Annotated in this window: 18 protein-coding genes and 1 tRNA gene; 12 read left to right on the top strand and 7 right to left on the bottom strand. The window is 69.6% G+C overall.

Annotated elements, in window-relative coordinates; translation table 11 throughout:
• Both ACWEF2_RS30600 and ACWEF2_RS30595 read left to right on the top strand, forming a co-directional pair.
• Nucleotides 1-647, top strand: a 647-nt coding sequence (locus ACWEF2_RS30600; RefSeq protein ID WP_453819752.1) for an IS256 family transposase, incomplete at its 5' end; no start/stop codon positions are given.
• 197 nt (nucleotides 648-844) lie between these two features.
• Nucleotides 845-934 (top strand) — tRNA-Ser (locus ACWEF2_RS30595).
• Between the two features lie 46 nt (nucleotides 935-980).
• Here ACWEF2_RS30595 and ACWEF2_RS30590 read toward each other — a convergent pair.
• Nucleotides 981-1,418, bottom strand: coding sequence for a tyrosine-type recombinase/integrase (locus tag ACWEF2_RS30590; RefSeq protein ID WP_453819751.1), 438 nt, complete (start codon nucleotides 1,416-1,418; stop codon nucleotides 981-983).
• A 225-nt stretch (nucleotides 1,419-1,643) separates the two neighbouring features.
• On the opposite strand from ACWEF2_RS30590, the gene ACWEF2_RS30585 reads away from it, so the two are divergent.
• A complete protein-coding gene (locus tag ACWEF2_RS30585; RefSeq protein ID WP_453819750.1) occupies nucleotides 1,644-1,973 on the top strand; it encodes a hypothetical protein in 330 nt (109 codons plus the stop codon).
• Between the two features lie 316 nt (nucleotides 1,974-2,289).
• Nucleotides 2,290-3,795, top strand: a complete 1,506-nt coding sequence (locus tag ACWEF2_RS30580; protein WP_453819749.1) for a carboxylesterase/lipase family protein — start codon at nucleotides 2,290-2,292, stop codon at nucleotides 3,793-3,795.
• Between the two features lie 60 nt (nucleotides 3,796-3,855).
• Here ACWEF2_RS30580 and ACWEF2_RS30575 read toward each other — a convergent pair whose 3' ends face one another.
• Entirely contained in the window at nucleotides 3,856-3,999 is a 144-nt protein-coding gene (locus ACWEF2_RS30575) for a hypothetical protein (RefSeq protein ID WP_453819748.1), read from the bottom strand.
• 409 nt (nucleotides 4,000-4,408) lie between these two features.
• Here ACWEF2_RS30575 and ACWEF2_RS30570 point away from each other — a divergent pair, with 409 nt between their 5' ends.
• From ACWEF2_RS30570 to ACWEF2_RS30560, 3 genes are all read left to right on the top strand, one after another.
• Complete coding sequence (locus tag ACWEF2_RS30570; protein WP_453819747.1) at nucleotides 4,409-4,924, top strand: hypothetical protein; 516 nt, start codon at nucleotides 4,409-4,411, stop codon at nucleotides 4,922-4,924.
• Between the two features lie 199 nt (nucleotides 4,925-5,123).
• Nucleotides 5,124-5,378 (top strand): hypothetical protein, encoded by a 255-nt coding sequence (locus tag ACWEF2_RS30565; protein WP_453819746.1) that lies wholly within the window; start codon nucleotides 5,124-5,126, stop codon nucleotides 5,376-5,378.
• A gap of 1,288 nt (nucleotides 5,379-6,666) precedes the next feature.
• Nucleotides 6,667-7,263: a TetR/AcrR family transcriptional regulator gene (locus ACWEF2_RS30560; RefSeq protein ID WP_453819745.1), complete on the top strand. Its 597-nt coding sequence runs from the start codon at nucleotides 6,667-6,669 to the stop codon at nucleotides 7,261-7,263.
• Nucleotides 7,264-7,350: 87 nt separating this feature from the next.
• Here ACWEF2_RS30560 and ACWEF2_RS30555 read toward each other — a convergent pair whose 3' ends face one another.
• A complete protein-coding gene (locus tag ACWEF2_RS30555; protein WP_453819744.1) occupies nucleotides 7,351-7,662 on the bottom strand; it encodes a hypothetical protein in 312 nt (103 codons plus the stop codon).
• Nucleotides 7,663-7,824: 162 nt separating this feature from the next.
• Between ACWEF2_RS30555 and ACWEF2_RS30550 the strand changes: the two genes are divergently transcribed.
• The gene (locus ACWEF2_RS30550) at nucleotides 7,825-9,234 is read left to right on the top strand and encodes a DUF7059 domain-containing protein (protein ID WP_453819753.1); all 1,410 of its coding nucleotides are present in this window, start codon (nucleotides 7,825-7,827) and stop codon (nucleotides 9,232-9,234) included.
• 331 nt (nucleotides 9,235-9,565) lie between these two features.
• Here the strand turns inward: ACWEF2_RS30550 and ACWEF2_RS30545 are convergent, their stop codons facing one another.
• A complete protein-coding gene (locus ACWEF2_RS30545) occupies nucleotides 9,566-12,619 on the bottom strand; it encodes an AfsR/SARP family transcriptional regulator (RefSeq protein ID WP_453819743.1) in 3,054 nt (1,017 codons plus the stop codon).
• A 306-nt stretch (nucleotides 12,620-12,925) separates the two neighbouring features.
• Here ACWEF2_RS30545 and ACWEF2_RS30540 point away from each other — a divergent pair, with 306 nt between their 5' ends.
• Nucleotides 12,926-13,414 (top strand): hypothetical protein, encoded by a 489-nt coding sequence (locus tag ACWEF2_RS30540; protein ID WP_453819742.1) that lies wholly within the window; start codon nucleotides 12,926-12,928, stop codon nucleotides 13,412-13,414.
• A gap of 139 nt (nucleotides 13,415-13,553) precedes the next feature.
• On the opposite strand, the gene ACWEF2_RS30535 is transcribed toward ACWEF2_RS30540, so the two are convergent.
• Both ACWEF2_RS30535 and ACWEF2_RS30530 read right to left on the bottom strand, forming a co-directional pair.
• Entirely contained in the window at nucleotides 13,554-14,198 is a 645-nt protein-coding gene (locus ACWEF2_RS30535; protein ID WP_453819741.1) for a GNAT family N-acetyltransferase, read from the bottom strand.
• A gap of 184 nt (nucleotides 14,199-14,382) precedes the next feature.
• A complete protein-coding gene (locus ACWEF2_RS30530) occupies nucleotides 14,383-15,663 on the bottom strand; it encodes a pyridoxal phosphate-dependent aminotransferase (RefSeq protein ID WP_453819740.1) in 1,281 nt (426 codons plus the stop codon).
• 97 nt (nucleotides 15,664-15,760) lie between these two features.
• On the opposite strand from ACWEF2_RS30530, the gene ACWEF2_RS30525 reads away from it, so the two are divergent.
• The 3 genes from ACWEF2_RS30525 (at nucleotide 15,761) to ACWEF2_RS30515 (ending at nucleotide 18,628) form a co-directional block, all read left to right on the top strand.
• On the top strand, nucleotides 15,761-16,696 hold the full coding sequence (locus tag ACWEF2_RS30525) for a LysR family transcriptional regulator (RefSeq protein WP_453819739.1): 936 nt from the start codon (nucleotides 15,761-15,763) through the stop codon (nucleotides 16,694-16,696).
• 9 nt (nucleotides 16,697-16,705) lie between these two features.
• Nucleotides 16,706-17,374, top strand: a complete 669-nt coding sequence (locus ACWEF2_RS30520; RefSeq protein ID WP_453819738.1) for a ribonuclease HII — start codon at nucleotides 16,706-16,708, stop codon at nucleotides 17,372-17,374.
• 285 nt (nucleotides 17,375-17,659) lie between these two features.
• The gene (locus ACWEF2_RS30515) at nucleotides 17,660-18,628 is read left to right on the top strand and encodes an LLM class flavin-dependent oxidoreductase (RefSeq protein WP_453819737.1); all 969 of its coding nucleotides are present in this window, start codon (nucleotides 17,660-17,662) and stop codon (nucleotides 18,626-18,628) included.
• Nucleotides 18,629-18,686: 58 nt separating this feature from the next.
• Here the strand turns inward: ACWEF2_RS30515 and ACWEF2_RS30510 are convergent, their stop codons facing one another.
• Nucleotides 18,687-19,073, bottom strand: coding sequence for an SCO5389 family protein (locus tag ACWEF2_RS30510; protein WP_453819736.1), 387 nt, complete (start codon nucleotides 19,071-19,073; stop codon nucleotides 18,687-18,689).
• Between the last annotated feature and the right edge of the window lie 192 nt (nucleotides 19,074-19,265).

Here is a 19,265-nt window from a genome sequence, read left to right as displayed (position 1 = left end):
TGGGGTTGGAGGTGACCTCGGCCGAAGACGGCGCCGGATGGCTGGCCTTCCTGCGCAATCTTCTCGCTCGCGGCCTGTCGGGGGTGCAGCTGGTCATCTCCGATGCCCACACCGGGCTGGTGGCGGCGATCGGCGCGACGTTGCCGGGAGCGTCCTGGCAGCGTTGTCGCACGCACTACCTGCGCAACCTGTTGACGACGGTGCCCAAATCGGCGCAGCCGTGGGTGGCGACCTTGGTGCGCACCATCTTCGACCAGCCCACCAGCGAAGCGGTGCGCACCCAGCACACCTGGGTGATCGACGCCTTGGAAGCGAAGTATCCGGCCGCGTGTGAGCACCTGGACGCGGCCCGCGAAGAGCTCCTTGCCTTCGCGGCCTTCCCACGAGAGGTCTGGAGGCAGATATGGTCGAACAACCCTCAGGAGCGGTTGAACAAGGAGATCCGCCGCCGCACCGACGTGGTGGGCATCTTCCCCGACCGCGGCTCGATCATCCGTCTTGTCGGCGCGGTTTTGGCCGAGCAAAGCGATGAGTGGACCGAGGCCCGCCGCTACATGGGCCTGGACCTCCTGGCCAAAATCCGAATGCGCGTCATCGTGAGCGACACACCGCAGCAGAACCCGATCCCGCAGACACTTACCGCTTAACCTGCAGAAACAGGATCACGCGAAGGTCAACTCATACACCACTTCGCTGGACGTGACCTGGTTCTGTCCACAGATGTGCAAGAAGTTATCCACAGAGGTGGATAACTTCGCGGGATTCCTTCCGGGCGACGCGACCCCGAACCGCTTTGCCGCCTCGCCGGATGGCCGGTACTCTGTGCTGAGCCACTCGGCAACCAGGAGGCTTCGCCTAGTCAGGTCTATGGCGCCGCACTGCTAATGCGGTTTGGGTTTACCGCCCATCCGGGGTTCAAATCCCCGAGCCTCCGCAGTGACCAGGGAGTCCGTGAGAGATCACGGGCTCCCTTCGTCATGTCAGAGATCATTACCGGCCTCTGATGGCACATTGATGGCACGCACGGCCGTGTTCCGTTTCTGGCGTGGCACGAAAGCGGCGATCGCCGCGGCGGCCTGCTCCGACAGCTCCTCGGCAACCGAGGTGTACATGTCGCTCGTGAACGACGATGTCGCGTGGCCGAGAATCTCCGAAATGACCTTGATCGGTACACCAGCGGTAAGCGGCATCGTCGCCGCCCCGTGCCGAAGATCGCGGAGGCGCACCGGCGGTAGACCGGCCCGGCCCGCGAGCGTGCCGAACCGCTCCGAGACGTACTCGGGTCGCAGCGGCTCGCCGTTCTCCTTCGTGAAGACCCGCTCCGAGTCGACCCACGCCTCACCCCACTCCAGCCGCTCACGCAGCAGCTGCTTACGCCCCTGGGCCATTGTCCGCAGCTCCCGGATCCTGAAGTCCATCGCATCCCCTGAACTGGGGTGTTGCGACGACCGCTAGAACGGAGGTTCGAGCGGCGGGCTGTTTTCGTGTTGTGCCTCTACTGGGGGTCGGCTTCGGCCGCCGCGCGCAGCAGTGGCTCCATCCGCTCGTGGTGCGGCTCCGCGAGGGGCAGGGCATGGAAATGACGACACCCTTACCGAGCACTAAGTGATCGATCAACTACTTATGGTTATGTTCGTGAGGTCATGCACCCCACGAAGGGACACCATCTCGTGCACCTGGCCCGCCCTCTGCTCACCGCGGCCCTGGCCGCTCTTATCACCGCCACAACCGTGGTCCTGGTCCCGTCCGGCACCGCCTGGGCGGGGAAGAACGGCGCGTTATGGATCAACGGCCGACGCCACCACAACCCCAGCGGCTGCTACACCGTCATGGGACCGCTTTCGGCGATCAACCGCACCAAGACGGCGGCTGTCATCTACAAAGGCGACAGGTGTAACCACCGGATACTCGGCGCTCTTGGACCTGACCAGCGCAACGAGTGGAAGCTCGTCGGCAGCATCTATATCGACTAGCGAGGCACGACGGATACGACGACTACTGACCGGCGCCCTTCGCCCGTGACGGGCGGGGGCGCCGCGTTCGGGTCAGGCCGTACAGGCCGCGCTTCAGCCGCTCGACGGCGTCGCTGTCGGCGAGCGCGCCGAGGGCGTTGCGAACCGAGCCGAGCCGGCGAGGAAATACCGTTACGCCCGCCCGTCCCGGTGATCGTGCGCAGGCGAAGGCAGGTGCTTGGCGCGCTTCGATATCGAGGTGCGGCGAGCTCGCGGTTTGGGCGAAGATGGCCGCGCCTGGCTATGGGAGCGGGCACCCCCGGAAGAGGAGTGTGCCATGAGCGCCATCGGATCCGCAGACCCGGAGGTCCGGGTGACCACGGGAAGGCTGCGCGGGCGGATGGAGGATGGCGTGACCGTCTTCCGCGGCGTGCCATTCGCGCGCCCGCCGGTGGGCGCCCTGCGACTGGCCGCACCGGTGCCGTCTGAGCCGTGGGACGGGGTGCGCGAGGCCGGCGCGTTCGGTCCGCCGCCGCCGCAGTCCAGAGTGCTGGGCGCGTCCGGCATGTCCGGCGCGGACGGCGACTGGTTGACCGTCAATGTCTGGTCCCCCGACCTGGGCGCCGCCCGGCTGCCGGTGATGGTGTGGATCCATGGCGGGGGTTACATGTACGGGTGGTCCGGAGACCCGGTCTTCGACGGCCGCGTGCTCGCCCGGGACGGCGTCATCGTGGTCACCTTCAACTACAGGGTCTCCGCCGAGGGCTTCGGACACTTCCAGGGGGCACCGGCCAACCGCGGGTTACTGGACCAGGTGGCCGCCCTCCGCTGGGTGCACGACAACATCGCGGCTTTCGGCGGAGATCCGGACCGGGTCACCGTTTTCGGGGAGTCCGCCGGGGCCGGGAGCATCGCGGCGCTGATGGCGATGCCCAGAGCCGCCGGTCTGTTCCGCAGGGCGATTGCGCAGAGCGTGCCAGGCCTGTTCTTCTCCGCTGAACTGGCCGCCGACATCGCCGCCGCCCTAGCCGGTGAGCTGGGCATGGCCCCGCTCGCGGGCGAACTCGCCCGCCTGTCGCCGGAGCGGCTGATCGACGCCGGGGACGCGGTGGCGAACAAGATGGGCGGCTGCCCGCAGTGGGGCCGGGCCGCGTACGTTCAGGCGCCGTTCGCGCCGGTCGTGGACGGCGAGGTACTGCCCGCGGTGCCGTGGCGGTCACTGGCGGAGGGGGCCGCGCGCGATGTGGAGCTGATCGTGGGGCACACCCGCGACGAGTATCGGCTGTTCATGGCCATCAGGGGCGACACCGGCCAGATCACCGCCGAGCGGGCGGCCACCGCGCTGCGGGAGCTCGCCCCGGACCCGGAGGCCTACCGGGCCGCCTACCCCGGGGCCGACGAGGAGCGGCTGTACGAGCTGGTGCACTCCGACTGGATGTTCCGGATGCCTTCCGTCCGGCTGGCCGAGACCCACCAAAGGCGCGGCCGGGCCCACCTGTACGAGCTGACCTGGCCGGCCCCCGGCATGGGCGGCGATGCCCTCGGCGCCTGCCACGGGCTCGGCCTGCCACTGACGTTCGGCAACCTGACCGCTGGAGCGGCAGGACTGCTGCTCGGACAGGAGCCGCCACCAGCCGCGGCCGAGCTGTCGGCCCGGGTCCGCGCGGCATGGATCGCCTTCGCCACGACCGGGGATCCGGGCTGGCCGACGTACGAGCCACAAAACAGGCATACCTGGGTCATCGACACCGAGCCGGACATAACGGCGTATCGGGAGGAGACCTCCCGTGAGTTGTGGGCCGGGCACGCCTTCGCCCCCCTCACGCTGCGGGCGCGGCCGTAGCCGGTCCAGCCCGCCACCACCAGCCGGAAGGAGCACGATCGAGGTAACGCGCCGTCGTGGTCAGCTCGGAGGGGCGAAGCGCGGCAGATCCGATCGATCGACCCCGGTACGCGGTCCGGTCTCGGGATCGAAGGTGACCAGGGTGAAGCTCTCGCGCCGCACCACCCGACACGCTTTGAACGCGCCGTAGATGCTGCTGTGCACCGACGTCAGTCGTCCTCCTCGACGTAATAGTCGGGGTCGTAATAGCCCTCTTGCTCGCGTTCGGCCAGGTAGGCCGCAAGTATCCGGCGTGCGCCGGCCGAGGCCGGCTCCCCCGATCACGTAGTCCTTGCCCTTGCCGCCGTTGTCGTGGGCGTCGTTGGTCGGATGGAAGCACTATCGGTTCGGTGACATTGCCCTGTCCGCGCACCCGCTGACGCTCTCCAGTGGATCCCGATAGGGCGTTTTGGGCTTTTGGGGCCGCCTCATTCGGGGGGGAACGTTCATGTTCAACCGTCCTGGCCGCAATTTCGACACCCAATCACAGTGCTGATTGTGATGATAAATTTACTGAGTGTAATCATTGGTCGGGGAACGACCTGCAGTCCAGACAACCGGAAGGTCCCTCTCGATGAGACGTGCCCCCCTCGTCCCGGTGGTCCTGGCGGCAGGAGGCATCCTGCTCGCCCCAGCCACAGCCCACGCCGCCGCTCCCCGTAGCGTCGACATCACCTGGCACAACAACACCGACTGCAGGCTGGTCCAGGTAACCAAGGTCGTCGACTACGGCAGGTGGGCGATCGACCCCGCCGGCGAGATCCCCGCCTACGGCACCGATCACTTCCGCACCGAGTCCGACGGCTGGACGACCGGCACCGAGGGCACCGTCGTCTGGCGCGCCGCCGACTGCTCCGTCTCCGGCCAGACCGTCCGCTTCCACTGGGACAACCCCTACTACGGCGGCAACAGCTACGACTTCGGCGGCTCCAGCGGGGGCTTCAACCACTCCTACACCGGCGGCAGCGGCGACAACGCCGGCGTCGGCGTCGACGTCTCCAAGCGTTTCCAACCTCCGTCACCCGCACACCGGCCACTGACCGACTCGCAAGCGTCCGCCGCAGGAGCACCCCGTGGCGGAGCGAAGTGAAGCCCACGCGAGACGGGGTGCGGGATGGGTTGTTCTTGATCGGTCATCAGGCTCCGCCGGAAGACCCGGCGGATCATCAGGCTCCGCCGGAAGACCCGGCGGATTTCACCCGGGCGAGAAGAGGCGCCGACCACTCCGGACGGGTGCTCCCGGAAGGCTTCGCGCGTCTTCACGCCCACGTTGAGCGAAGGAGAAGGCAATGGCCAGGTACGACACCGAGATCTACACGGGCGGAGGGGGCTGGCAGGAGGATCAGCCCCTTGAGCTGAGCCTCACCAACCGCAACGCCGTCGTTCCCCAGGACGGCCGTCCCTCTACGGGCACCACGGTCACGTGGAGCAGCGACGACGGCAACGGCTCGGTAACCTTCTTCGACAATGGTGACAGGTTCGAAGGCAGCGCCCGATTCCCCGACGAGGGGCCGGTCGGATACCGCGGCCGGCTCTCCGACTGATCCGAGGACGGACCGACGTTCCGGGCCGCGCGTCTACGCGGCCCGGGACTCCTCCGGGCGCCTCGGAGGTTTCAGGCTCCTTTGCCCGGCTCCGGTTCGCCGGTCGCGGCAGGACATCGAGGAGAATCGGGGCTGACCGCTCCCCTGATCGTCTGGCGGGAGCCCGTCCCGGCCTCTCGCCAGATCCGTCCGCTGGCCTCCGTCCCGGATATGCAGCCAATGCGCCAACCATCAGTCCGATGACCAGCCACCGCCACCCGTTTCACCTCTGCCGGCCCACGCCTTCTATTCTGGTGTCCCGGTTCTGGATGCCGCGAGTTATAACCAGATCCCTGCAGCGCCAAAAATGGCATTTCGAATAGGCGTCAGGTGTTCCACAACCGGCCGGTAGTTCAATGTCGTGCTCGTTTCATGTCCGTCAGGGTGGCAATGCAAGAGAAAGAGGGTAATGCGCACAGGGCTAAATACCTTCTTTCGTGATCATTGAACTTTCAAAGATCACGAAGACCTCGGCGACGCGCATCCTCGGCCACCCGAATTCTGGAGCCTGCCGGCCGACGCCGCTCGCCTGACGTGGCTTCATGAGGATGCCGGCTGGTTCGAATGGCGATGTGGCGAGGGCCGCAGAGGACCGCGGCGGTGCCGTCCGTGCCGAACCCCGCCTCATGAGCGCGGAGGACGGAGGTCGCACGCGATCCGCACCTCCCCGTGGAGTGCTCCGCCCCATGTGGGACATCGATCTTGTCACACCTGAGGGTGAACCCCTGTTCGGCGTCGCCATGCTCCGGGCTGAGGGCCGTGCTCCTTTGGAGCCGGGCGGATGGGCGCCCGCGAGGTTGTCGCCGCCGGGTTTCGAGCGTCGGCGGCACCTCAAACCAGGAAATGTGATCATCATGCGCGAGATACGGCCCCCTGCCGGGACGGCGCGCATCTCCGAGATCATTCCGCCTGCGGCAACCGGTTTTTAGTCGCGATCCGGCGCCGTACCATTTCACCGGAGGTCGCGAGCCGTTCACAGATCATGTCGAGACGCCCGCTCATCCATGTCGTGCCGGATTCGCGACCGGCGATCGGACGTGTGAAAACCGCGTGGATCGGGGACGAGCCGGGGAGGGGACGCCCCGCCTCGCACCCGCGCACCCGATCATGTTCAAACGCCGACCGGTCCGCGCCGTCCCGGCGGTTGGTTTATGCGGCGCGTCACGCGAGTGGGCGCTATGATCGAACTGCTCTTTGGGTTTTCGGCGCCATTTGCGGAATAAGGTTCTGGTGCCTCACCATTGGCTCTGTGAAGAGTGCCAAGAGTGGACGCGACGGCCGTACCCGGATCATTGAGGGAGCGCTGCGCCGATTCAACCAGGACGGTGTCTCGGCCACCACGCTGGCCAGTCTCCGGGAGGAGAGCGGCGTCAGCGTCGGCAGTTTCTACCACCACTTCGCCAGCAAGGAGCATGTCTTCGGGGTCCTCTACGCCGACACCCTGCGGATGTACCAGGAGGCGTTCATCACCGAGCTCCAGCGGCACGAGGGCGCCCAGGACGGCATCGAGGCCATCGTCGCGCTGCACATGACCTGGTGCGGGGACAACCGGGAGCGGGCACACCTGCTGATCAGTGAGCGGCCGCCCAAGCGTGACGAGCCGGGCGGTGTCGAGGTCTCCGAGTTGCGCCGGGCGTTCTTCAAGCAGGTCTCCGACTGGTGGCGGCCCCAGATGAAGGCTGGCCTGCTCCAGCCCGTCCCTCCGACCATGTGTTATGTGCTCTGGCTGGGGCCCGCCACCGAGATGTGCCGGCTGTGGTTCGGGGGTGCCCACCAGCCGACCCAGGAGGAGATCGCGGGCCTGTGCGGGGCGGCCTGGCAGAGCCTGCGCCAGCAGCCCGCCTGAGCGCTTCGGTCGGGGGCTGATCGGCGCTTCGGTTCTTTTCCGAGTGCTCCGGCCCGGAGTACGGGGATCTCTAGGGCCGGAGCGGCCTCAGTGCGCTCCCACCAGTTGCCGTAGCCGGGTGGGGACCCGCCAGATCTCCTTGTTCAGGGAGATGTCGAGCCGTAGATCCTGACGTTGCCGCCGCAGGCCGGGCACGCGCACCCGGTCGCTGACGTCGAACCGGCCGCGCCGGGGATAGCCGAATCCCAGCTCGCCGGGGAGGACCCGGAGGTCGTCCCGGTTGCCACATCGGGGACAGGTCCAGGACACGAGATCCTTGCCCCGGTTGTAGTCGTGGCAGGCGCGGAAATACTCGTCGGGTTGGAAACGGGACTCGCATGCGAAGCAGGGGATCAGCATCTTGGATCCTTTGGAGCAGATGCGGCGGCTATGTAAGAGGTACCGCTTCCTGCTTAAGGTCCGCTTGCAGAACGCTTACAGCGCTGTGTAGCGGTCTCATCACCGGGGGTGCGGTGCGAGGATGGCCCGGTGAACGATCTAGCCGACCGCCTCAGAGAGCTGATGCTCGACACCGGTTATACCATCAACGGAGTCCGGGAGCGTCTCGGCGGCGTCGCAGCCACCGCGCTCGCCCGTGAGGAGACGGTGCCCGCGCTCCGCGCCACCCGGGACGGCGATCCGCTCGGCACGCTGATCCGGCTCTGGTGGCTGGGTGTGCCGGTGCGGGCTCCCGGATGGCTCCCGGTGGCCGAGCTGGCCGCCTCGGGCCTGGTGACCGCCGAGGGCGACCTGATCACCTCCGCCGTCCATCTCCAGCCCTGGGAGACGGGGGGTTACCTGGTCTCCGACCGTAAGGTCAGGCCCGGTGACCCGGCGCTCAGGACGGACCACGTCGTCGGCGCTGGCGGGGCGTCGGCGAACCTGGCCCAGCTGGTGTCCCGCCGCCCGGTGGAGCGCGCCCTCGACCTCGGCACCGGATGCGGTGTCCAGGTGCTGCACCTGGCCGGCCGGGCCGGGAAGATCGTGGCCACCGACGTCAACCCCCGCGCGCTGGAGCTGGCCCGGCTGAGCTGGGCGCTCTCCGGGATCGACGGGGTGGAGGCCAGGGAGGGCTCGCTGTTCGATCCCGTCGCCGGTGAACGCTTCGACCTGATCGTCGCCAACCCGCCGTTCGTGATCTCCCCTCGCGGCCGGTTCGCGTACCGGGAGTCCGGCCTCGAGGCCGACGGTTTCTGTCGCGATCTCGTACGGCTGGCCCCCCGCGCACTCTCTCCCGGCGGCACCTGCCAGCTCCTGGCGAACTGGCTGCACGTCGGCGGTGAGGACTGGCGGGACCGGGTGGGCGGCTGGCTGACCGGGACCGGCTGCGACGGCTGGGCGGTGCAGCGGGACGTCCAGGACCCGGCCGAATACGTGGAGCTCTGGCTGCGGGACGCCGCCGAGCAGGGCACCCCCCGCTACCGCGAGCTCTATGACGACTGGCTCGGCTGGTTCGAGTCCATGGACGTCACCGGGGTCGGCTTCGGCTGGATCAGCCTGCACGACTCCGGCAGCCTGGATCCGGTGGTGCGGGTGGAGGAGTTCGCCCAGCGGGTGGAGCTCCCGGTCGGGGAGTATGTGGACGAGGTGCTCGCCGCCATCGCCGGGACGCACCGGCTGACCGACGACGAGCTGCTGGGAGCCAGGCTCGCGGTGGCCGGCGGTGTGGTGGAGGAGCGGGTAGGGCCGCCCGGGGCCGAGGATCCGGCGCGGATCGTGCTCAGGCAGACCAGGGGGCTGCGCCGTAGCGCACAGGTGGGGACGGTGGAGGCGGCGCTGGCAGGGGTCTGCGACGGCGATTTTCCACTGGATCCGCTGCTTGCCGCGATCGCCGAGCTCACCGGTGAAAACCTTGCCGACCTGCGGGCGAAGGCTCCCGGAGCGCTCCGTCCGCTGCTCGCCGAAGGGTTTTTCCACATATCCACAGGCTGATTGTCCACAGCCTGTGGACAGTCCTGGCCCTTACCACCGATCGGATGTTGATCGGACGTTGAACGGTGGAGGGGATTCTCTGGTTGTGGGCACGAGTCCCCGGGGGGTAAGGGGCCGTGTCGAGTCCGGCCGGCCGTTGACGTGAGGCGGCAGGCCGTCGGTTGACGCACCGGATAACCGGGCCCCCTACGCGTCCTCCGGCGGCTAGACGGCCGGCCGGGCACCTCACATCCGGCTTCCAGGTTCCAGACCGACGGGAATTCCAGTGATCAACCATTTTTGGATGACACGTCTCGATGACGACCTGTACGACTTATACGACGGACTCAGATCAGTTCCCGACCCGGTCACGGTCGAGCAGCGCGCGCAGGTCGGCGGCCTCTGGGGCGTGGAGCCGGGCGAAGATGTCGTGGGCCCGTTCGAGGCAGTCGGTGCTCCGGGCGGACTTGCCGAGCCCGGCGAGCGCCCTGCCTAGCACCCACAGCGACAGCGCCTCGCCGTACGGATGGCCGATCTCACGGCTCACCGACAGCGCCTGCTCCGCATGACGGGTCGCGTCCGGGAACCGGCCGGCGGTGATGAACGTCTCGGCCAGCCGGGAACAGACCCGCTGTTCCCACACCCGCTGCCTGCTGGCCCGGAAGAAGGCCAGGCACTCGGCGTGGTGGTGGACCGCCTCGTTGAGGCGCCCGACCCGTGACAGCATCATCCCCAGGTGATAGCGGGCACGGGCGGTGCCCGCGCTGGAGCCGATCTCGATGAAGATGGCCAGGCCCCGTTCGGCGGCGGCGATCGCCTCCTCACGCTGGCCGAGGAACAGGTGGTCCCGGGCCGAGTAGCTGAGCGTCAGCGCCTCGCCTCCCGGCGCGCCGTCATCCCTGAACACCTTGCGCGCCGAGTCGAACAGGGCCAGCGCCTCGGTATGGCGGCGCTGGCGGCCGGCCACCACGGCCAGCGCGTTGAGCGCCTCGCCGCTGACGATCCTGTCGCCGCCCGCGGCCAGGTTCAGCGAGGCCAGGAACTCGTCCGCGGCGTCGGCCAGCCGGTTGCCCCCGAACAGCACCCTGCCGAGCACGTAGCGGCAACGCAGCTCGCTGGAGATCGCGCCGAGCCGCTGGGCGGCGGCGAGCGTCTCCCGGGTCCGATGCTCGAACTCAGGGGCGTGACTGCCCGCCTCCAGCAGCGGCTCCATGGCGAGTAGCAGGTCGGCGGCGGGCAGCAGCCCCTCGGCCGTCGTCGCGCCGGTCGCCTGGGCGATGGACGCGAACAGCGACTCCACCTCGGCCGACAGCCAGGCCACGGCCTCGTCCGCCGAGGCGAACGTGTGGCCGGGCACGGTCACCGCGAGCCGGTCGGCGATCATGCTGCCCTCGTAGGCGAGCCGGTGCGCCGAGCGCGCCGAGGCGAGGTAGAAGCCGAGCAGCCGCCGCAGCGCGAGCGTCCCCTCCCCGGCCGCGCCCTCAGCGTCCCCGGTGCCACCGCTCTCTCCGGTCCCGTCGGCCCGTTCCGCGGCGCGGCGGGCGAAAAGCCGGAGCAGGTCGTGGAAGCGATAGCGGCCCGGAGTCGGGGCCTCCAGGAGGCTGGCGTCTACCAGGGACTCCAGGATGTCCTCGGTCTCCATCGGGCTCAGCGCGAGCAGCGCGGCGGCGGCCCCGATCGAGATGTCCGGGCCGTCGGGGAGGGAGAGCAGCCGGAACGCCCGCGCCTGGGCCGGGCCGAGCTGGCCGTACCCGAGGGCGAAGGTCGCCTCCACCGCGAGGTTGCCCACCCGCATCTCGTCGAGGCGGCGGCGCTCGTCCGCCAGCCGGAACACCAGCGAGGCGACCGTCCAGGAGGGCCGGGCGGCCAGCCGGGCCGCCACGATCCGCACCGCGAGCGGCAGGAAGCCGCAGGCCGCGACCACGTCCATGGCGGCGGCGCGTTCCGCGGCCACCCGGTCGGCGCCGGCCACCGTGCCGAACAGGGTCAGCGCCTCGTCCGGCTCCATCACGTCCAGATCGACCAGCCGGGCCGAGGCCAGGTCGGCGAGCTTGTGGCGGCTGGTCACGATCGCCGCGCAGCCGGTCGAGCCGGGCAGCAGGTGGTTCACCTGTGCGGCGTCCCTGACGTTGTCGAGCAGCACCAGCATTCGCCGGTCGGCCAGGAGCGAGCGGAACAGCGCGGACCGCTCGGCCAGGCCGTCCGGGATGATGTCGGGGGGCAGGCCGAGCCCGCGCAGGAACGCGGCCAGCACCGACTCGGGCGCCGTCGGCTCCTGGCCGTATCCGCGCAGGTCGGCGTAGAGCTGGCCGTCGGGGAACACGTCGTGCATGGTGTGGGCGAGGTGTACGGCGAGCGCGGTCTTGCCGACGCCGCCTATCCCCGAGATGGCGGCCACCGGCACGCGGTCCGTGCCGCCCCGGCCGGAGAGCAGGGTGTGCAGCCGGGCGACGATCTGGCGGCGCCCGGTGAAGTCGTTCACGCCCGCGGGCAGCTGCGCGGGACGGGGCAGTTCGGGGGGCGCCTGCTCCGCCTGCTCCGCCGACTTCGTGGTCTCCGCCTCCCGGGCCGGCTCCGGGGCCTCCGCGGGCGCGGGCCGTACCTGCTCGGCGGTGGCGGGGGTGAGGCTCGGATCACCGGTGAGGATGCGCTGGTGCAGGGCGGTCAGGTCGGGGCCGGGCTCGATGCCGAGCTCGTCGATCAGGGCGGCGCGGGTCTCGGCGAAGACCGCGAGCGCGTCCGCCTGCCGCCCGCACCGGTAGTAGGCCAGCATCAGCTGGGCGCGCAACCCCTCACGCAGCGGGTGGTCGGCGGCCAGCGCGGTCAGCTCGGGGATGACGTCGGCGTGCCGCCCCCGTTCGAGATCCAGGTCCATCAGGGTTTCGAGCACGCTCATCTGCCGCTCGACGAGCCGGCCGCGCTGGTGCTCGGCGAAGGGGCCGACCGCCCCGGCCAGCGGCTCGCCGGTGCACAGCGCCAGGCTCGCGCGCAGGTTCCCGGCGGCCCCGTGCAGGTCTCCGGCGCGGCGCGCGGTCTCGGCCTCCGAGACGCCCTGTTCGAAGAGCAGCAGGTCGAGGAGGCCGCCACCCAGTCGCAGGGCGTAGCCCCGGCCCACCGAGGTGAGCAGCTCGGGACGGGTGCGGGGGGACCTGCCGGGCTCCAGCACGGCCCGCAGCCGTGAGACGTAGGTGCGCAGCGCGCCGAGCGCACGGGGCGGTGCCTCCTCACCCCAGACCGCGTCGATCATCTCCGCGGGGGTCACCGCCCGGCCCTCGCGCAGCAGCAGGATCGCCAGAATGGAGCGTTGGAGCGGTGTGCCGAGGTCGAGCTCGGCACCCTCCCGCCACGCCTGGACCGGGCCGAGCACGGCGAAGCGCAACCCGTCTTCGCTGCCGTGAGCAGCCATTTCTCAGATCTCCGCCCTGATGGAAAACTTTATGACCAAATGATAGGTCCTTTAATGCCCCGCCCCTAGGATGCCGCGCGCCTCTTGGCCGGAGCGTTGATTCGTCGTTAATCAGGCGTTGAACCCAGCTTGTAATGCTGTGACATGCCGGGCATGGCCCCATACGGGGGCGGCCATGCCCGGTCTGCCAGCCGCTTGCAGGTGCCGGTAATGGAACTGTAAGCGCGGTGCAGGCGGGTCGCTCTATCAATGAGCCATGACTCCCGCTGGGAAAAAGGGAGTCTCCACCCCTCAGGGAGAACCACCATGAACCACACGATCCGCAACCTCCTGGGACTCGCCGCGGCCACCGCCGTCCTCACGGTGGGTGTTCCGGCACTGGTCTCCCCGGCCTCGGCCGCGGCCACGACCGGTGCGAGCTCCGTCACCGACGACTATGACGAGTACTGGGGCCCCAACTATTCCAAGTACTACGACGACTCCCGGGCCAAGGCCAAGGGTCACGTGTGGAGCGACAACTCCGACAAGGTCCACGTCGAGGGCAAGCTCTACGACAAGTACTCGCCGCAGTGGCTCTGCGGCTACGTCCAGGTCAAGTTCGAGAACGCGGACGGCGACGAGTCCTACTACTGGGCCAAGAAGTGCGGCTCCAGCGGTTACCAGTCCTTCCACTACTCGCGGTACGACGTCGACAACGTCCAGGTCCGGGTCTGCTACTGGGACAACCACCAGGCCAAGCGGAAGTACTGCGGCAAGTGGGACTACATCTACGAGGCCGAGGGCGACGACGAGTAGCCGATGGCCGGCGACAAGGATGTGACGAACTCAAGGCCCGCCCGGTAGTCCCGGGCGGGCCCTCTGTTCCGTGAAGTCATTGGTGACGGGGTGCCTGCGCCGTCTCGGCCAGGTTCGAGTATCGAGGTGAACGGGGGCTCTACGCCGCCTCGACCAGGTCGAGCCGCGCGTGGAGCCGTTCTCGCACCAGCGGCCACTCTGAACTCAGGATCGAGTAGTAGGCGGTATCTCGGACCGTGTCGTCGGCGCCTCGGGTCTCCGCCCGTCGCACACCGTCCAGGTGCGCGCCGAGGGCCTCGATGGCGGCCCGGGAGCGTACGTTCCGTACGTCGGCCTTGAGGGTGATGCGGTGGACCTGCCACGTCTCGAAGGCGAGGGAGAGCATCAGATACTTGCTCTCCCGGTTGACACCGGTGCCCTGGGCCGAAGCGGCCAGCCAGGTGTAACCGATGTCCGCCACGGACGGGACCTCGCCCACCGCTCCACGCGTGCCCGGTGGCCAGGGCATGGGGCCCTGCCAGTACTCCAGGTGCATGAGACGGGTGGCACCGACGATGCGGTCGGTGTGCAGCCACCGGATGGCGAAGGGCATCGTACGGCCCTCCGCCTGCTCAGCCAGAGTGGCCTCCACGTAGGAGGCCATCTCCTCCCGGCCGTGGGGAACGGGAGTGAAACCGTAGGTGGACCGGTCTTCACTCGCCGCGGCGACCAGGTCGTCGACCACCGCGAGGCTGAGCGGTTCCAGGCGCACGGAGCGCCCGGACAGGGTGACAAAAGCGGGCATGAGCACATGATGAGGGCTCAATCCCATGCCTGGTGCCAAATGGCATGAGACATCTTGACGAGCATCCAGAGAAGTATTTATCCCCTCACCGAATGACAGGGAAAACACCAGCTCAGGCGGTATGGATGCCATGGCTGCCCCACCCCGCCGCCGCGGAGCCTCCCCGGCCGGCGACCCCCGCCGATCACCCCGTCACCGGGGTCGGGAGCAGAGGGGTGTGCTCGCGTCCGCCCGATGCGGGACATACCCGCCGCAGGCCGGTCAGCGCCTCGCTCAGATGATCGAGTGAGGCCGAGACCCAGGGCAGTTCGACGGGGTCGGCCGCGCTCAGCGAGGCCAGCCGCCGTTCGGTCGTCTCGCCGTACAGCAGGCTGGTCGCCACCCGCACCCGGAGGGCTCCGGGATCGTCACCGAAGGCGTGGCCGGGAAGCACGCCGACACCGTGCTCGTCGAGCAGGCTCGCGGCCAGCGCGGCGGAGGTCGCGAAGCCCAGTCCGGTGAAGTCGGGGTAGAGGTAGAAGCCGCCCTGCGGCGCGGCCACCCGCACGCCCGCCCGGACGAACCTCTCGTGCACGGCCCGGGTCACCGCGCCGTGCAGCCGGCGGCTCTCGTCGATCCGCTCGACGAGCTCGGCCGGCTCGGTGTAGGCGTAGGCCGCCGCCTGCTGGACCGGGGCCGTCGGGCTGGACCAGATCTCACTGGCCACCGCGAGCAGCCGGTCCCGCAGCCCGGCGGAGGGGATCCGGGCCACGCCGATCCGCCAGCCGCCGAGGGCCAGGCTCTTGCTGAGCCCGCTGGTGATCACCGTACGCTCGGGGGCCAGGTCGGCGGGGCTGAGGAAGTCGGCGGCCGGGTCGTGGACGAGGTCGCGGTAGATCTCGTCGGAGATGACGATGAGATCGAGGTCGCGGGCCACCTCGACGACGCGCCGGATCGTCCGCGCGGAGGCCAGCGTGCCGGTGGGGTTGTCCGGCAGCGTGACGAGCAGCGAGCGCACCTCGCGCCCCTGGGACCGCGCGTGCAGGACGGCGGAGACGACCCGTTCGGGATCCGGCACCCCTCCCTCGCCGGGGGGTGCCGGAACACGCAGGGGACGCACCCCGGCCAGATCGGCCTGGGCGGCGTAGCTGACCCAGCTCGGCGCCGGCAGCACGATGTCGCCCCCGATGGCCAGCAGCAGGCCGTACAGCAGGGACTTGCTGCCGGGACCGCAGACCACCAGGTCGGGGTCGGTGGGCAGGCCGCGGCGGTGCCAGTATCCGGAGGCCGCCTCGCGCAGCGCGGCGGCGCCGGCGACCGGCCCGTATCCGTTGTGCCCCGAGGCGGCGACCAGGCGTTCGCGGAGCGCCGGATGAACGGGCAGACCGGCCTCGCCGAAGGCGAGGTGCAGAACTCGCTCACCGGCCCGCCGTCTTCGTTCGATCTCCTCATGGGCCGCCAGCGTGGCGGAGAGCGTCACATTCATGAATGTCCCCTCGGTTATTGCGAAACGTTCCCAAGATTGATGGGGTGCAGGCATCAGGACAAGCTTTGGTTGATGTGGGTAGGCATAAGGAAGTCGAATGCTTGATTTTCGCCGTCTGGTCTTGATCTGCGAATTCGCCCGCCGAGGAAGTATCAGCGCCACCGCGGCCTCCCTGGGCTACAGTCCGTCCGCCGTTTCGCAGCAGCTCGCGGCGCTGGAACGGGAGGCCGGGGCCGCGCTGCTCGACCGGACCGCCCGCAGCGCGGAGCTGACCGACGCCGGCCGCCGCCTGGTCGAGCACGCCGAGCGAATCCTGTCGATGGTGGAGACCGCCGAGTCCGATCTGTCCGCCCACGAGGGGACGCCCTCCGGCCGGGTCACCGTCACGGCCTTCCCCACCGCCGCGGTGGCCTTCGCCCCCGCGCTGGCCAGGTCGCTGCGCCGCCACACCGCGCTGACCCTGCGCATGGGACAGGCCAGGTCCGGGCGCGGGATGCGCGAGGTCCGGTCGGGGGAGGTGGACATCGCGCTGGTGGACGACTGGTACGGCCGGGTGCGCGAGTCGGACACGATGCGGGTCTTCCCGCTGCTGCACGATCCGCTGGTGCTCGTGGTGCCCCGCAAGCACCGGCTCGCCTCCCTGGACGAGCCGGTGGACCTGCGGGAGCTGCGTGACGAGCCGTGGATGGCCACCCCGGACGGCGAGCCCTCCCGGCTGGCCATGGACCGCCTGCTGGCCGAGGTCGGCGGCGCCCAGCCGGTGCCGTGGGAGTTCGAGGGCCTGGGCACCATCCTCGGCCTGGTCGCCAAGGGCATCGGCATCGCGGCCGTTCCCGCCCTGGCGCTGGCCTCCGGGGTCCGGGGCATCGTGGTCAGGGAGTTTCCCGGCGACCCGGTCTCCCGGGACGTCCACGCCGTCGCCCGCGCCTCCAGTGTCCACCGGCCCGCCGTCTCCGTCACCCTCCGGGCCGTCCACGTCGCCGCCCGCCTGCTCGCCGAGGATCTGGAGGCGGTACGGCTCACCGACCGGTAACGTCGGACCGTGCCTCCCTCCTACGCGCTCGAACGGCTGCTGTCGGCCGGCGGATCGAAGCTGGTCGCCGGGGTGGACGAGGTCGGGCGGGGTGCCTGGGCCGGGCCGGTGGCGGTGTGCGCGGTGGTCACGGACCTGTCGGAGCCGCCCGCGGGCCTGACCGACTCCAAGATGCTCACCCCCGCCCGCCGCGTCGCCATGTTCGACGAGATCACCGCCTGGGCCGCCGGGATCGGGTACGGCGAGGCGTCACACGAGGAGATCGACGCCCTCGGCATGACCGAGGCCCTGCGCCGCGCGGCGAGGCGGGCGCTGGCCGAGCTGCCGACCAGGCCCGACGTGGTCATCCTGGACGGCAAGCACGACTACCTCGGGGCGCCGTGGCCGGTCCGATGCGAGGTCAAGGGCGATCTGTCGTGCGTCTCGGTGGCCGCGGCCTCGGTGATCGCCAAGGTCCGCCGCGACGCCTACATGGCCTCACTCGGCCTGGGGGAGTACGGCTTCGCCGACAACGCGGGATATCCCTCCCCGGTCCACCAGCGGGCCCTGGCCTCCCTCGGCCCGACCCGCCACCACCGCCTGTCCTGGTCCTACCTGGACGACCTGCCCCGCTGGCGCCACCTCAAGCGGCACCGCGACCCCCAGACCGGAGAGGGCCAACTCGGCCTGTTCGGCTAGTGCGGTGACCACCTGCCCTGCCGGGGGACCGCTCACCGCGCCGGTACGGCGGGTGGTGACATCGACCTGGCCGGTGCCGGTGAACGACGGGCGACTGAGTGAACATTCGTGATCATCGCGCTAAGAGGGGCGGACTTCTGTGGAGGAGTCTGGCGTTTCCAGTTGTTTCGCGACATCAGGATTGATCGGCTGGTCGCCGGCCCGGGGCGTCGGCGTTTCGCGGAGGTCGGCCGGAACGGAGATCTGGTCTTTCCCGGTCACCCGCGCTGTTCCAGGGTAATCATCATGAAAATCGGTGTCTTCCTTATTGCGGCGGGGTTTCCGGGGCGTGAGGCCGGACAGGTGTTGCGGGACACGGTGGAGGCGGTGACGGTCGCGGAGGAGGCGGGGTTCGACGACGCCTGGATCGCCGAGCACCACTTCATGTCGTACGGTGTGTGCCCGTCGGCGGTGACGCTGGCCGGGGTGGCGCTGGGCCGTACCAGCAGGATCCGGGTGGGGACGGCGGTGAGCGTGCTGTCGGCGCGGCACCCGGTCGACCTGGCCGAGCAGGCGGCGATCCTCGACCAGGTCTCGGGCGGGCGGTTCACGCTCGGTGTGGGACGGGGCGGCCCGTGGCTGGAGCTGGAGGTGCTCGGAACGGGGCTGCCCCGGTTCGAGCGCGGCTTCCGTGAGTCGCTCGACCTGCTCCGCGCTGCCCTCGGGCAGGACACGATCGCCGCCGACGGGGAGTTCTTCCGGTTCAGGAGGGTGCCCATGGTTCCGGCGGTCAGGCTCAGGCCGCTCGTCGCCTGCACCTCGCCCGGGACGGTGGCGCTGGCCGCCGAGCGGAGGCTGCCGATGCTGCTGGGCATGCACGTCGGGGACGAGGGCCGGGTGGAGTTGCTGCGCTCCTACGGCTCCGAGGACCCCGGGCATGTGGCGGCGGCGGTGGGATACGTGGCCGACTCGACGGCGGAGGCCGTACGGGAGCTGCGGGGGAGCATGCCGAGGTGGCTGGAGCCGGGCCTGGCGGGGTATGTGCCGGTGGACGGGCGCCCTCCACCGCGGCGTGACATCGGGGAGTATGTGGACTTCCTCTGCGGGGCGCATCCGGTCGGCTCGGCCGACCTGTGTGTCGAGCGGATCGAGCGGACCGTCGCCAGGACCGGGCTGCGGCACCTGATCCTCATGGTGGAGGGTGCGGGCGATCAGGCCCGCACCCTTGAGAACATCAGGCGGTTCGGGGCCGAGGTGCTGCCCCGGCTGCGCTAGACCCACCTGCCCGCACCGGGTCCGGTACTCCGCGGTTATCCGTGGTGGTCGTCTCCGGTCAGCAGTCGACGAACTCGGGTCGCTGGTTGAGGATCTGGGAACGGGCGGTGATGAACTCGGCGTGGGCCTTGACGGCGGTCGGGTCGAAGACCGCGACCCGGTGGCAGTTCTGGAAGGCCAGCTTCACTCCGAAGTGGCGCTCCAGGGCGCTGCGCATGGCGTCGCTGGCGAGGCAGCGGAGTAACTGGCCGCGGGCGGTCTCGTCGGGAGGGGGGACGGTGTTGTCGGTGAACTCCGCACCGGTGAGGTCGCGTTGCTGCACCAGATCGCTGATCACCGACCAGGCGTACGGCAGAGAGTCACGAACGCAGGCGACGAATGCCTCGTCGTCCACCTCACCGGCCTTCGCCTGATCGAGAAGATCGTTCGGAACGGTCAGCGACATGCTTCGTTCTCCTCTCAGAAAGGGATCATTCAGACATTAAGCACGGGCCCGTCCACCTCCATCTAGCGCGAGAGGGATACTCGTGTGGGCCCGAAGACGAAGTCCGGGTCGATCTGGGCGGTGAGATCCTCACCGACCGCCTTGTTCGCCCACGCCTGCGCGTTGCGCAGATGGAAGTGCACCGCCTGGCGG

The sequence above is a fragment of the Streptosporangium sp. NPDC004631 genome, assembly GCF_053601935.1.
The sequence above is the reverse complement of the archived record's forward strand: the minus strand, read 5'-3'. Positions and strand labels throughout refer to the sequence as shown.